Raw genomic sequence first — 13,150 nt, forward strand, 5'->3', positions numbered from 1 at the left:
CTGAAAGAAACGTCCCCACCGACGGCATATTGTATGCATTATTTCACTTATTCCGATATGTCCCCTAGGTTAATTACGTGATTATCAATTTAAGAAGGAGTTTTTATGCAACCATATATTAAGAAGATTCAAATAAAAAATTTCAGAAATTTTAAAAATTGCGAGTTCGAATTAAAACAAAAGGCCGTATTAATTGGAGAAAATGGAGTAGGAAAAAGTAATTTGCTAAGGGCATTGCAATTAATTTTAGATCCATCACTTTCTGAAGAAGATAGATTTTTAGATGAAGGAGATTTTTATGAAGGACTTGTTGAACCGATAAAAAATGGCGAAGAAATTATTATTTCGATATATATCGATGGTTATAATCAGGCAAAAAATATTTTGTGTCAACTATCAGATGCAACGGTCAATGTCAATGGGAGAAAATTATTAAAGATTACTTATAAATATTTTCAAGATATTTCTACAAATGGAATAGCCAGATACCGTTACATTGTTTTTAAAGGTGATGATGAAAATAATTTGTTTACATACGAGGATCGAAAGCATTTAAATATAAAGGTTATTAAAGCAATACGTGATGTTGAAAATGAAATGAAAAATTCAAAAAGCTCACCTTTAACAAAGCTTGTGAAACATAGATATATAATACAAAAAGAAGATCTTGAGAAAATTTCAACTGCATTAAAAAAATCAGGAGCAGATATACTGGATTTGCCTGAAATTAATGATTTGCAAAGAGAAATAAATAATCTTTTTAATGATATTGTTTCATATTCTGAAAATTTTGATGTCACACTAAGAACAGTTGATATTGATGCATCAAGAATTCTATATGCATTAAAACCGTTAATAAATAGTAGAGACTCATACAATACAAGCCTAGGTATTAATAATATATTCTATATTACATTAATGTTGCTTCTTATTCAGGATTGTGTTATAAAAACCTTTTTATCAATTGATGAATACGACAATTTGTGCAAGGAAGATACAAATGGTACTTTGCCTAAATGCTATAAAAAAGAAAAAAATAAATATTATTTAAAGAATAGTATCAGTAAGATAAATCGACAACAATTATATGAGTATATGTATGAACATAATAATCAACCAAATGGAATAACAATTCTTGCAATAGAAGAGCCGGAAGCGCATTTGCACCCGATATATCAGAGATTATTATATAAGTATTCAGTGGCAGAAAGTGAAGCCTCTGTATTAATTACAACACATTCAACTCATTTATCATCAGTTGCACCATTAAGTACCATTGTTCATCTCTTGTGTACTTCTAATGGTACTCAAGTCCATACAACGGCAAACATTCAATTGGGTAAAGATGAAATTATTGATTTAGAAAGATACATCGATATAAAACGTGGTGAAATTTATCTAGCAAAAGGGATAATTTTTGTTGAAGGAATTGGTGAAGAGTATTTAATACCACAATTTGCATCACTGTTAAATAAAGACTTGGATAAAATGGGGATAATAATATGTAATGTTAATTCAACCAATTTTGAGCCGTTTAAAATATTTGCAGATGAACTCGGAATTCCGAATGCAATTTTAACTGATGGCGACTATTACTATACTGATAGTAGTAATAATGAACGTGTTTTTGGAACAGTCAGTTCAGACGAACATAAAAATTTTGGTTATAATGGCAATGAAAGAATGCTGCAACTATGTGCTGTTTTATTTAGTGATGAGTATAATCAGGAACTAAAGAAGTTGGATTATAGTGAGCAAGATGCAAAGTTTGAAGAAAGAGGAATTTTTGTTGGTGCATATACATTAGAAATAGATATTTTTGCTGCACTCTCAAGTACAGCCGACAAAGAAATAATATTCAAAATATTTAATAAGTTGACTGCAGGAAAAACAACGCAAAAGAGTAATTTCAAGAAAAACTTTGAAGCGGGTAAATATGATAAATGTCTTAACCAAATTACAAGTTCACATAGTAATATTGGGAAAGGTAGATTTTCACAAAGATTGGCAGCTAATTGTACTGCTAAAATGATACCAGATTACATCAAGAACGCTATTGAGTACATTTCTGACATAGTGTGTGAAGGATAATTTTATGAAACAAGAATTCAATATAAAATTAGCTCAAATTGAAAAGGATGAGAAGCAATTAGAAGCATATAGAACCAATGATAATACTGTTGTGTTAGCTGGCCCAGGAAGTGGCAAAACAACAATATTAACATTGAAAATCATGAGGCTTCTATCTGAAATGATTAATGAACCACGCGGAATTGCTTGTGTTACTTATAGTCGAGAAGCTGCTAGAGAATTCAAAGAAAGGTTAATAAAGATAGGCTTACCTAATAGAAAAAATATATTTTTAGGTACGGTACATAGTTTTTGTCTTGCGGAAGTAATTTTTCCTTATTCGAAATTGTATCCCCAATATAATATTCCAAGTCCAATCAAGCTAATTTCAAATAAGGAAAAAACCAGTATTTTTGATAGATTAAAAACTGAAAAAGGAGCAAATACTGATATTCTCAAAATGGACAGAGAAAGAACAAGAAAAATTGAAGGACTTAGTAAAATTAGTACACCAATTGATAATATTGCATCTGAATTAGGGATTTCGTATGAAAATGAACTTGAAAAATTGGGGTTAATTGATTATATAAGTATCGTAAAGTATGCGACAATGCTCATACAAAACGAAGAATATGTGAGAATTTGTTTGGAAGCAAAATTTCCATGGATTATTATTGATGAATATCAGGATTTAGGTAAACCATTACACGAAATGGTGTTATCTTTAATTACAACTACAAAAATGAAATATTTTGTAGTTGGAGATCCAGATCAATCAATATATGATTTTCAAGGTGCATCGCCTGAATATTTATTAGAGTTAGGAAAAGATTTTTCAATACATACAATTATTTTAACTAATAATTATAGAAGTGCTGAGAAAATTATTAAAGCTTCAGAAATCGTACTTGGTGAAAAAAGAAACTATATCGCTAAAGGCCCATTGAAAGATTATACTGCCAAAATCGAATTTGTATCATGTGAATGCGAAATATCTGAGCAAGTCACTGAAGTAGTAAAACGAATACATGTTGATTATCAAAAAGGTATGCCCTATCATGAGATGGCAATTCTATGTGGAAATAAATATCAAATATCAGATGTATGTAAGTGCTTGCAAGAGAATTCAATTGATTTTTATGTATCAAAGCATCCGTTTGAGATAAGTGACATGATAAAATGGTTTCAAAAATGTGCGGGTTGGGTTACGGAACAAAGTGTTTCATTTGACGAAATATATTCATTTTGGTGTAGAATAAACAATAATGTTGAATTGTTAATCGATGAAAAAATAATGATGCTTAAGAGACAACTGTATAAAGTAATGACAGAAAGTGCTAAACATCAAAAAAGTATTAAGGCGTGGATTTTATATATTTTTGAAGAACTTGCAATAGATCAATTGCTTGAAGAAATTGATTTACTACCTGATGAAAATGACAATATTATAATATTGAAAAACAGTTTAGAAATATTGCCTTATAAAGAATACTCATTATTAGATTTTTATAATATGACAACACCTAATAATCAAGTAATTGTCTCAACAAGGCATGGTTCAAAAGGTCTTGAATTTGATGTGATATATATGATAGGAATGGAAGAGGGAAATTTTCCATATTATAGATGCAGTGAAAGCGAAGAGAAAGAAAGCTGTCGAATTTGTTTTGTCTGTGTTAGCAGAGCAAGAAAGAAGTGTGTATTACTATACTCAAAACATATAACTATAAATACTAAAAATGGGCCATGGACTAAAGATTGTAAACCTAATAGGTTTTGGAAAATGCTGTATCAAGGACGAGACTGTAAATAATTTGAGTGTTTGTGGAGTGATTGGTGCCTGCTCCTGAACTTAATTGACCGGTGCCTGCCCCTTATAAGTTGGCGGTGCCAGGCACACTTAACTTATTGACTTAACTTATCGGGGTCGACTCTTCCCGTTAACACATGAGACTGAGGTTTTGCGCACCATCTTCTAACGGTGCCGGTCTCAACTTAACTTACTAAGCGCGGCGGGAAAGATAACGATAAAAAAGGAGATGCAAATGAAACCTTGTAAAAAATGGGATCAGCTGATTGAACAAACAGCTTTAGAGCTGACGGGAGCAACCCGGGACTATCAGCCGGAATGGGATGCCGTCCGATATTTTATCGGTGAGCTGATGGTTGCCATGCGCGGTGAGAACAAGAACGGCGACTCACTGTTGACCCTCAAGCTGCCGATCGGCGATGGTGAAATTCTCCGCTCCCATTATCCGGATATTATTTCCGGCTATCATATGAATAAACAGCATTGGAATTCGCTTCTGCTTGCCGGCGATGTCCCGGAACCGGTTTTGATCGACTGTATCCAACTGGCTTATCAGACCGTGTTTATGAAACTGACGAAAAAGAAACAGCAGGAAATTGCGAAAAGCAGTCCCGCTGCCAGGCTACACTTAATTTAAGATCGTCCGGTCAGGCTTGGCCGTACCTGTCACTTATACTTATTTGTTGAGGCTTCAAAGTGAAAAAATTGATGAGTTTATTAATAGAATTAATCTTGAAAATCATAAAATGGAATGCGATTTATTATTCTTTTGCAATTTTAAAATCTATTTAGAGGAGACTTTTATATTGATATTAAAATCTGGTTTAGGACGTACACCAACTGTATTTGTAAGTTCAACTTGTTATGATTTAAAACAAATCAGAACAAATATTATGACTTTTATTGAAAATAAATTAGGGTATGAAGCATTGCTTTCTGAATATGATTCTTTCCCAATTGATCCTAATCTAGGAACAGTTGAAAATTGTCTGCACGTGGTTCAAGAGCGTGCTGATATTTTTGTTCTAATAGTTGGCGGTCGCTACGGTAATGTAACAGATTGCGGAAAGTCTGTTACAAATTTAGAATATCTCAAAGCAAAGAGTAAGGGGATACCAATTTATGCATTTATTGAAAAATCAATACTATCTATATTCCCTTTGTGGAAAGACAATAAGTTATTGAATTTTGATTCTGTTGTTGATTCTTCAAAACTATTTGAATTTATTGAAAAGCTAAATGCTGAGGATAACATCTGGCTGATTAGTTTTGAAAATTCTAAAGATATTGAATTGTCATTACAGAGACAATTAGGCTTTCTATTAAATGATTGTTTGAAAGTGAGAAATCAAATACTTAAAACAAATACAACAAAATATCTAAATACCATTAGTGCTGAGGCACTAAAAATAATTATTGATAAATCAATTGGTTGGGAATATAAATTATTTGGGCAACAGTTACTAGATGGTTTAGAAAAATTAACTAAATTAAGAAGAGATTTAAAGTATGGAATATCGTTTAGTAATTTTACGAAATTTGATGAAATAGTAGAGATATTTGACTGGGTTGAATTAAAAAACAATGAAGTACTTAAAAAAGTAAGTTATTTAAATGCAATAGTATATGATGCTATGCCAGAAGCCTTTGGTGAACCTGGTGTTTCGGGTGACATTGAACATATTATATATGTAGCAGACAAATTAATGGATGTTTTTGAAAGTATTATTCAAGGGGCTTTGGAGTACAAATCAGTTATTGTTCCAGAAGAATGGAATAATTTATTGGAAATTGAACTTAAAATAAGTGAAACAATCATTTCTGATATTGAGACATTTATAGATCTGTTTAATAAAGAAGTTTTTAAAATACCCATTGAAATTAATGATCAGGATAAACCATTAGATTTAAATGTAATACTAACTTTAACTAAACCAGATTTAAAACCATTCGAGCAAGAATTCGAACGATTAAAAAAAATTATGGGGATAAACTATATACCGCTAAATGAATAAATATTTTCAAAGAGCCTTACCTGCACTGACGGTGCCAGGCAGTGCTGCCGAGCCAGTTCGTATCATATAGTGGGTGCGAATCCCATCGGGCAAGGTAGACCAACCGCCCGTAGTTAGCCTTGGAGCTTATCGGGTAACCAATAATAATACATTACTGGCCGGACTAATAAATAAAGAGAGCCTGAACGAAAGTCATAAAAAGATGAGTGGTAAAAAGGCAGCAGGAGTAGACCAATTAACCAAAATTGAGTACGAGCAAGATTTAGAATCGAACATCGAATCACTTTTGGAACGGCTGAAAAAGCAGGCATATAAACCACAAATTTTGGTGCGCACCGGTGCCAGACTCAACTGATTGCGGTATGATCGATACCTCGCAAAACTTAGCGAAAATAATCATTATAAAAGGAGTTCACATAGGAGATGATGAAATGACTAATAAACCGCCGTATACGATAACGGAAAAATCTGCCGATTACCTAGCAAAAATAGTAGAGACCGTAACGAAACTGGAATACGCCACAGATTTCAATCGGAATATTCGTTTACATCGATTAAATCGAGTTCGGACAATTTACTCATCCCTCGCTATCGAAGGTAACTCCCTCTCGCTCGGGGAAGTAACTGCTGTCATTGAAGGCAAGATAATTGCAGGAAAGAAAACGGAGATAAAAGAAGTAACAAATGCATACGAAGCCTATAACAAAATTATAAACTTCAACCCCTATGATGTAAAAGACTTTTTGAAGGCCCACGAGTTAATGACACCGGGCTTGGTTGAGGAATCAGGAAAGTTTTGAAGAGGCGATGTCGGCGTGTTCGACGGCGATGTGCCTGTACATATCGGCGCAAGACCACAATTCGTACCTGTCCTTATCAAAGATTTGTTTGAATGGGCTAAGAAGTCTGATCTACATCCCGTGCTAAAAAGTGCAATTCTTCACTATGAAATTGAAACCATCCATCCGTTTTCAGACGGAAATGGACGCATGGGACGGCTATGACAGACCCTCGTGCTTGCAAAATGGAATACAATTTTTGCTTGGATTCCAATGGAATCTGTTATGTTTGAGAAGCGTCCGCAATACTATGATGCAATCGAAGAGGCAAGAAAATCTAATGATTCCGGCGTGTTTATCGAATTCACGCTATCCGCTGTTTTAGATACCATCGTCGAACAGGACAAGCACCAAGTTAAGCACCAAGATAAGCACCAAGTCGATTTAACAGGAACACAGATAGACGTTTTGAAATCGCTTCAAGATAAAACGTTGTCGCGTAAAGAAATCTTTGCAGCAATCGGAATGAACGGCGACTCCCGCTCGTTTAAACGACACATAGAACCGCTCATAGTGGCAGACCTCATTGAGATGACTGTCCCAGATAAACCTAACAGTCGCTTGCAAAAGTACAGGCTAACGGATAGCGGTAAATCTACCATCGCAGAAAACAGGCAATAACGGAGGACTGATGCTGCTGTCAGAAATTTCGCCGCATTGTTCACACTCTTCGCAGGGGACGTTTTTAATAATGATCAGGCAGTTTCTATAATTCACAACATGGGTCGTGATACTATCAAATAAATTTTCTTTACAGTAAAAACACAGGGTTATGATTCCTTTCATCATTTTTTTCCAGAGCCTTTCCGGTAGTTATCTGTTATCATGATTATAACAATGGAATGATCAAAAAGATAGAAAAATTTGATTGCTCTACAAAATGTCACAATTATCGAGACCAACGGTTTGGAGACCAACTTATCACCCATGCCTCAACGATCGGATTCTAAACAAGGAGAAAAACCAGATGAAACATCAATGCGTGACCGTGCCAGGTACACTTAACTTAATATCACAAAGTATTTCTATGCGGAAGGTGGTACGCTATTTTCTTATGTGGCATACCTGTCTCAAAAGGAATCGACCTATTGTATTCAGGCTTTGGAAGACAGTGAGCTTCTGGTTATGAAAATTGAAGATTTTGAGAGAATCGTAGATGGTAACTATGAGTTGCTTTTATTTTACAAAAAAATGATTGATAACGTCCTTGTTGAAAAAGAGGAACACGCAAACAGTTTTAAATTATTAAATAGTTCCGATCGCTATAAACAATTCCTTACAAAATATCCGGACTTGGAAAAGCGTCTGAAACAGTGTCAGCTAGCATCCTATTTAGGAATCACCCCGGTGTCACTCAGCCGTATACGAAAAAAATCAAATCTTATTAAATGATAATGCGGATAAGCTTCAGATGACTTATGATGATGCCTAAGTTTATTAATGGAGGTTGACAGAAATGAAAGATGGACGTGTTGTTTTGATTACGGGATGTTCGACCGGTATTGGACGGGAAATTTGCTCAACCGATTAACGGAGCCTACTGTGCATCAAAATTTGCAGTAGAAGCTTTAAGTGATGCATTGCGATTAGAATTGCACAGCAATAATATTCAGGTTACCGTTATTGAACCGGGACCAATGAATACAAATTTCTTTAAGACGTTGGACAACAATTCGAATGCTCTGTCATCCGATACAAATTCATGTTATGCTCGTTTTTATGAATCAGATGCAAGTAATAGGAAGAAACAAAAATTTGCCGAATCGAAAAAAGCTGCAAAAACCATCAGTGATATCATTATGAAAAGCAGGCTGAATGCCCGATATCAGGTTGCGGTTCCTTTTTCATACAACATGATTACACATTTTCCTGATTCCCTAAAAGAATACATTTTGAAAAATAGGTAGAAGTGGAGGGCAACGAGAACGCCTTCAGCTTTTATGAGCGCTTTGGCTTTTATCCCAGAAAAACACAACTGGAACAGATTAAATAGTTTGCCGGAAAATTAATAGTTGAGGGGCGGAAGTGATGAAACAAATTAACTCAATTACTGAAATCGATGCTTTTAAAAAGGAAAATGACATGTTGTTGGTTTACTTTGGCAGCAATACCTGCAGTGTCTGTCGCGATCTGCTGCCCAAAATTGAACAGATGCTCGGCAACTATCCAAGCATTTCTGCGGTTAAAGTGGATATACAAAAATCGCCTGCCCTTTCCGCAAGTTTTAGTGTTTTTACGGCACCGGCAGTCATCCTGTTTATTCAGGAAAAGGAAACCCTGCGGGAAGCGGGGATAATGAGCCTGAGGCATCTCGAAGAACAAATTTCAAGATACGTTGAACTTTTTTTTAAAAGGTAACTGATTTAAAGGAGGCAATATCATGACAAGAATAGGAATGATCGGCGGCTTCGGACCAGAATCAACCCTGGATTATTATCGACTGCTGATTGAAACCCATCGCAATAAGGTAAATGACGGGCGCAACCCGGAAATTATCATCAACAGCATGGATATGAGTATTCTGATGAGGCTTGTGGAAAACCGGGAATGGGATCAGCTGATAAATTGGCTGGTGGAAGGCATCGATATGCTTTACCGGGGCGGGGCTGATTTTGGATTTATCTCTGCCAATACTCCTCATATTGTATTTGACCGAGTCAGTGAGCGGTCACCCATCCCGCTCATCAGCATCGTCGATGAAACTTGCGAGTTTATAAAAAAATCGGGGTGTCAGCGGGTGGCACTGTTAGGCACCCGTTTTACCATGCAAAGCGATTTTTATCAGCAGGCCGGCAACCGAGAGGACATCTTGATGGTGATTCCCAATGAGGCGGAGCAGGCATACATTCAGGATAAACTGATGACAGAGATCGAATTAGGTGTCTTTTTGGAGGAAACACGACAGGGATTACTCAGCATCATCAAACGGATGATTGAAACTGAAGCGGTTGACGGGGTTATTTTAGGTTGCACCGAGCTGCCGTTAATACTCAATGAAAGTGAACTGGGGATTCCGTTTTTTAATACCACCAAAATCCATGTCGAGAGCATTATTAAGTATTATAAGAACTGTTATTTGGGAATGCCCCGGTAGCCAGGCAAACTTAATTTACAACTTAACTTACTAAGCGCGGCGGGAAAGATAACGATAAAAAAGGAGATGCAGATGAAACCTTGTGAGAAATGGGATCAGCTGATTGAACAAACAGCTTTAGAGCTGCCGGGAACAACCCGGGACTATCAGCCGGAATGGGATGCCGTCCGATATTTTATCGGCGAGTTGATGTTTGCCATGCGCGGTGAGAACAAGAACGGCGACTCACTGTTGACCCTCAAGCTGCCAATCGGCGATGGTGAAATTCTCCGCTCCCGTTATCCGGATATTATTCCCGGCTATCATATGAATAAACAGCATTGGAATTCGCTTCTGCTTGCCGGCGATGTCCCGGAACCGGTTTTGATCGACTGTATCCAACTGGCTTATCAGACCGTGTTTATGAAACTGACGAAAAAGAAACAGCGGGAAATTGCACAAAGCAGTCCCTCTGCCAGGCTACACTTAATTTAAGATCGTCCGGTTGGTTAACAACCTGATAATAAATTTATAGGAGGATTATGATGGCATTTGAAGAAAGAAGTTTCAGATCATTTAACGAAAAGGATACAATCCAGGCTTGGATATACAAGCCGATTCGCAAACCCCGGGGAATTGTCCAGATTGTCCACGGTTTTGGCGAACATTCGCGACGTTATCTGCATATGATTCTGAAGCTGAACGAGGCCGGGTTTGTGGTTGCCGCCGATGATCATGTCGGACATGGTAAAACTGCCGCTGAATCGGGAAATTGGAGTGATTGGGGAAATAAAGGTTACATGACGATGGCCGAAGATGAACACAGCCTGCGCCAAATGGTTCAGGCCGAATATCCGGAGCTGCCTTATTTTATGTACGGTCACAGCATGGGCTCGATGATTGCCCGATCCTATGCCGCCGTCTATGGTGAGGGCATGGACGGGTTGCTGATCTGCGGAACCTCGTCGGTTTTTCCAAAGACCGGGGAGCTGGCTGCGGCACTGCAAAAGTGTATCGACGAGGGCAAAGGTGAAGAAGTCGATCCCAGTTATCTAGGGGTTCTTTTTGAATGGATGACGAACCGCATCGCTAATCCCCTGACTCCCAATGATTGGATATCTGGCGATCCGGATATCGTCGCTGATCATGCCAATGATCCCTTCAACAATTTCACAAGCCCGCCGAATATCCGTTCAACCTATGATTTTATCATGATGATTGATAGCATTATCGGTATCCAGTGGGCAGAGAAAGTTCCGGCTGAGATTCCGGTTTATAATATTGCTGGCGATCAGGATCCAGTCGGTCTTTACGGAGAAGGTGTCTATGCGGTTTCAAGCTGGCTGGTGGAAACCGGAAATCAGGTCAAAACCAAGCTTTATTCCGGGTATCGTCATGAAATCCACAATTATCGGGATATTCGTGACGAGGTCGAAGACGGAATGATTGACTTCATCAATGAGATCATTGCGGTTAAGGGAAACTGATTTAAAGAGAAGAAGTAATAAGGTTAACATAGGGTCGTTTTGATCGTCATTGCCTGAAGAGCTTTCACAACCTGTGACAAACGAAACGACCCTAACAAGCTTACATCCCGCATCAAAGAATTAGGCTATGATAAATATTTGAATAATTACACTATTCTGTTGTAAAATTAAATACAGTCACAATAGTAAAAGATTGCGAATTAAGATGATAAATGTGTAACAACGACGGAAAGAAATTTGAATTGCTGATTATTTATATTATTATGGGAGGTAGTTTAATTGAGAAACTATACTATTGTTGATTGGTTTGGTTATAATCTTTCTCCACGAGAAAGAATGAATGTTATCAAATCTGCAGGATTTACTGGTGTAATTTTGCTTTGGACAGATCAGTTTGATAGCGACTACAAAGACTTTCCACGGTATGCTATAGAAGCTGGGTTATATGTTGAAAATGCTCATGCACCTTACATTGAGGCAAATACTTTGTGGGAAGATAATTCAATCGGACATGAATATGCAAAAAAGCTTATCACATGTATAGAGGATTGTAATACTTATGAAATACCAACTTTAGTTATGCATCCCACAAATGGTAAAACTCCTTTACCTGTATCTAATACTGGAATAGAGCGACTAAAACGAATTATAGACAGGGCGGAAAGCTTGAACATCAATATAGCTTTGGAAAATATGGAAAGTCCTCAATATCTAGAATTTATATTTAGTAAAATTCAATCAAATAGGCTTGGATTTTGTTTTGACAGTGGACATCATAATCTATATTCTCCAGACCTAGACTTATTCAGTTTATATGGTGCTAAACTTATGGCTTTACACCTGCACGATAACAACAGTAAAGAGGATATGCATGCACTTCCGTTTTCGGGAAACATTGATTGGAATAAGCTTTCAGACAAATTGAAGTCAGTTGATTACAAAGGTGCCGTAGCTTTTGAAACGAGAAACACAGGATTTGAATATGTTCAAAGTGAAGATGAATTTTTAAGCATTGCAATAGCTAAGGCAAGGGCTGTTTTATAGTTATTAGTTTGCCAGAAAAAATTAACCAAATCTCTGTTATGTTAAGGTACGCAATCTTCAGATATTGTGTCCATGCTTATAATGCCGTTTTTTTGGAGGGCCGTTGGATCAGGATGGATGCAAGAGGAAATAAGCCAGGTGTGCATGCACAATTTTCATTGAAAAAACCGGTTCTTGCTTTTTTGAATCGACCGGAATATGATGAATTCTACTGGCTAGGTATTTATGCCAATCCTCACCGGGATACCATGCTGATACTTAAAAAGGCTGGCAGTTTACAGGATGTTCTTGATTACCTGCCAGAGTCGCTCAATGAAAAACCGGATATTTCGGTTTAGACTGATCAACAAATACTATAATATTAAAATACATAAGAAAGAAGAGGTAACATTATGTATTTAGAAGAATATCAGGCCGGTCTACATGAACCACAATCGGATTTCAGTTCGTTTATTCCGGCAATGATTAACAAACAGTGGGAGTGGAAAACACCCCAGATTAATGTTCTTCTGGAGCAGGCTAATCTTGAACTGGGGAGATTGGGCAGTGTTAATGTCAAATAGGCAGCACATATTTTATGCTAAAAATTCATGAGATAATACCTTCATCAGATTAATAAATGGAGGTATTTTTTAATGTCCAAAGATGAACTGCATATATTACGTTGCCAGCAGATTGATGACTAGTAAGTGCCTCAAAAGATGGCGTATAGCAAGTTCAATCCAAACCTGCTATACTGAGCACATCATTATTTGAGGCACTTTTTGTAGTTATGCTTGAGTCTGCAAACCTCGGGCAATTCCTGAGACCAT

17 protein-coding genes are annotated in these 13,150 nt (G+C 36.8%); 16 read left to right on the forward strand and 1 reads right to left on the reverse strand.

Annotated elements, in window-relative coordinates; all coding sequences use genetic code 11:
• Positions 1-105: 105 nt before the first annotated feature.
• The 7 genes from FZC40_RS05400 (at position 106) to FZC40_RS17265 (ending at position 7,355) form a co-directional block, all read left to right on the forward strand.
• Positions 106-2,091 carry an AAA family ATPase gene (locus tag FZC40_RS05400; protein WP_148602899.1) on the forward strand — a complete coding sequence of 662 codons (1,986 nt, stop codon included), beginning with the start codon at positions 106-108 and terminating at the stop codon, positions 2,089-2,091.
• Positions 2,092-2,095: 4 nt separating this feature from the next.
• Positions 2,096-3,883, forward strand: a complete 1,788-nt coding sequence (locus FZC40_RS05405; protein WP_148602900.1) for an ATP-dependent helicase — start codon at positions 2,096-2,098, stop codon at positions 3,881-3,883.
• A 232-nt stretch (positions 3,884-4,115) separates the two neighbouring features.
• Positions 4,116-4,517, forward strand: coding sequence for an MmcQ/YjbR family DNA-binding protein (locus FZC40_RS05410; RefSeq protein ID WP_148602901.1), 402 nt, complete (start codon positions 4,116-4,118; stop codon positions 4,515-4,517).
• Positions 4,518-4,686: 169 nt separating this feature from the next.
• Positions 4,687-5,895 carry a DUF4062 domain-containing protein gene (locus FZC40_RS05415; protein ID WP_186843654.1) on the forward strand — a complete coding sequence of 403 codons (1,209 nt, stop codon included), beginning with the start codon at positions 4,687-4,689 and terminating at the stop codon, positions 5,893-5,895.
• Between the two features lie 431 nt (positions 5,896-6,326).
• Positions 6,327-6,695, forward strand: a complete 369-nt coding sequence (locus FZC40_RS17255; RefSeq protein ID WP_207706700.1) for a Fic family protein — start codon at positions 6,327-6,329, stop codon at positions 6,693-6,695.
• Positions 6,696-6,725: 30 nt separating this feature from the next.
• Positions 6,726-6,899, forward strand: a complete 174-nt coding sequence (locus FZC40_RS17745; protein ID WP_420534735.1) for a Fic family protein — start codon at positions 6,726-6,728, stop codon at positions 6,897-6,899.
• 60 nt (positions 6,900-6,959) lie between these two features.
• Positions 6,960-7,355, forward strand: coding sequence for a Fic family protein (locus FZC40_RS17265; RefSeq protein ID WP_207706702.1), 396 nt, complete (start codon positions 6,960-6,962; stop codon positions 7,353-7,355).
• Here the strand turns inward: FZC40_RS17265 and FZC40_RS17700 are convergent.
• Positions 7,311-7,523 carry a YgiT-type zinc finger protein gene (locus FZC40_RS17700; RefSeq protein WP_337959674.1) on the reverse strand — a complete coding sequence of 71 codons (213 nt, stop codon included), beginning with the start codon at positions 7,521-7,523 and terminating at the stop codon, positions 7,311-7,313. The genes FZC40_RS17265 and FZC40_RS17700 overlap by 45 nt on opposite strands.
• Before the next feature lie 336 nt (positions 7,524-7,859).
• On the opposite strand from FZC40_RS17700, the gene FZC40_RS05435 reads away from it, so the two are divergent.
• The 9 genes from FZC40_RS05435 to FZC40_RS17050 all read left to right on the forward strand — a co-directional run bounded on the left by FZC40_RS05435 (position 7,860) and on the right by FZC40_RS17050 (position 12,901).
• Entirely contained in the window at positions 7,860-8,126 is a 267-nt protein-coding gene (locus FZC40_RS05435; RefSeq protein WP_243135758.1) for a cyclic nucleotide-binding domain-containing protein, read from the forward strand.
• Between the two features lie 110 nt (positions 8,127-8,236).
• Entirely contained in the window at positions 8,237-8,641 is a 405-nt protein-coding gene (locus FZC40_RS05440; RefSeq protein ID WP_148602904.1) for an SDR family NAD(P)-dependent oxidoreductase, read from the forward strand.
• Positions 8,642-8,762: 121 nt separating this feature from the next.
• Positions 8,763-9,092, forward strand: coding sequence for a thioredoxin family protein (locus FZC40_RS05445; protein WP_148602905.1), 330 nt, complete (start codon positions 8,763-8,765; stop codon positions 9,090-9,092).
• Positions 9,093-9,114: 22 nt separating this feature from the next.
• Positions 9,115-9,828 (forward strand): aspartate/glutamate racemase family protein, encoded by a 714-nt coding sequence (locus FZC40_RS05450; protein WP_148602906.1) that lies wholly within the window; start codon positions 9,115-9,117, stop codon positions 9,826-9,828.
• A gap of 72 nt (positions 9,829-9,900) precedes the next feature.
• Entirely contained in the window at positions 9,901-10,302 is a 402-nt protein-coding gene (locus FZC40_RS05455; protein ID WP_148602907.1) for an MmcQ/YjbR family DNA-binding protein, read from the forward strand.
• 50 nt (positions 10,303-10,352) lie between these two features.
• Positions 10,353-11,294, forward strand: a complete 942-nt coding sequence (locus tag FZC40_RS05460) for an alpha/beta fold hydrolase (RefSeq protein ID WP_148602908.1) — start codon at positions 10,353-10,355, stop codon at positions 11,292-11,294.
• Positions 11,295-11,573: 279 nt separating this feature from the next.
• Entirely contained in the window at positions 11,574-12,338 is a 765-nt protein-coding gene (locus tag FZC40_RS05465) for a sugar phosphate isomerase/epimerase family protein (RefSeq protein ID WP_148602909.1), read from the forward strand.
• 113 nt (positions 12,339-12,451) lie between these two features.
• Complete coding sequence (locus FZC40_RS05470; RefSeq protein ID WP_148602910.1) at positions 12,452-12,676, forward strand: hypothetical protein; 225 nt, start codon at positions 12,452-12,454, stop codon at positions 12,674-12,676.
• A gap of 54 nt (positions 12,677-12,730) precedes the next feature.
• The gene (locus FZC40_RS17050; RefSeq protein ID WP_186843653.1) at positions 12,731-12,901 is read left to right on the forward strand and encodes a hypothetical protein; all 171 of its coding nucleotides are present in this window, start codon (positions 12,731-12,733) and stop codon (positions 12,899-12,901) included.
• Positions 12,902-13,150 lie beyond the last annotated feature (249 nt).

This window comes from Acetobacterium tundrae (assembly GCF_008086615.1).
Taxonomy (GTDB): domain Bacteria; phylum Bacillota; class Clostridia; order Eubacteriales; family Eubacteriaceae; genus Acetobacterium; species Acetobacterium tundrae.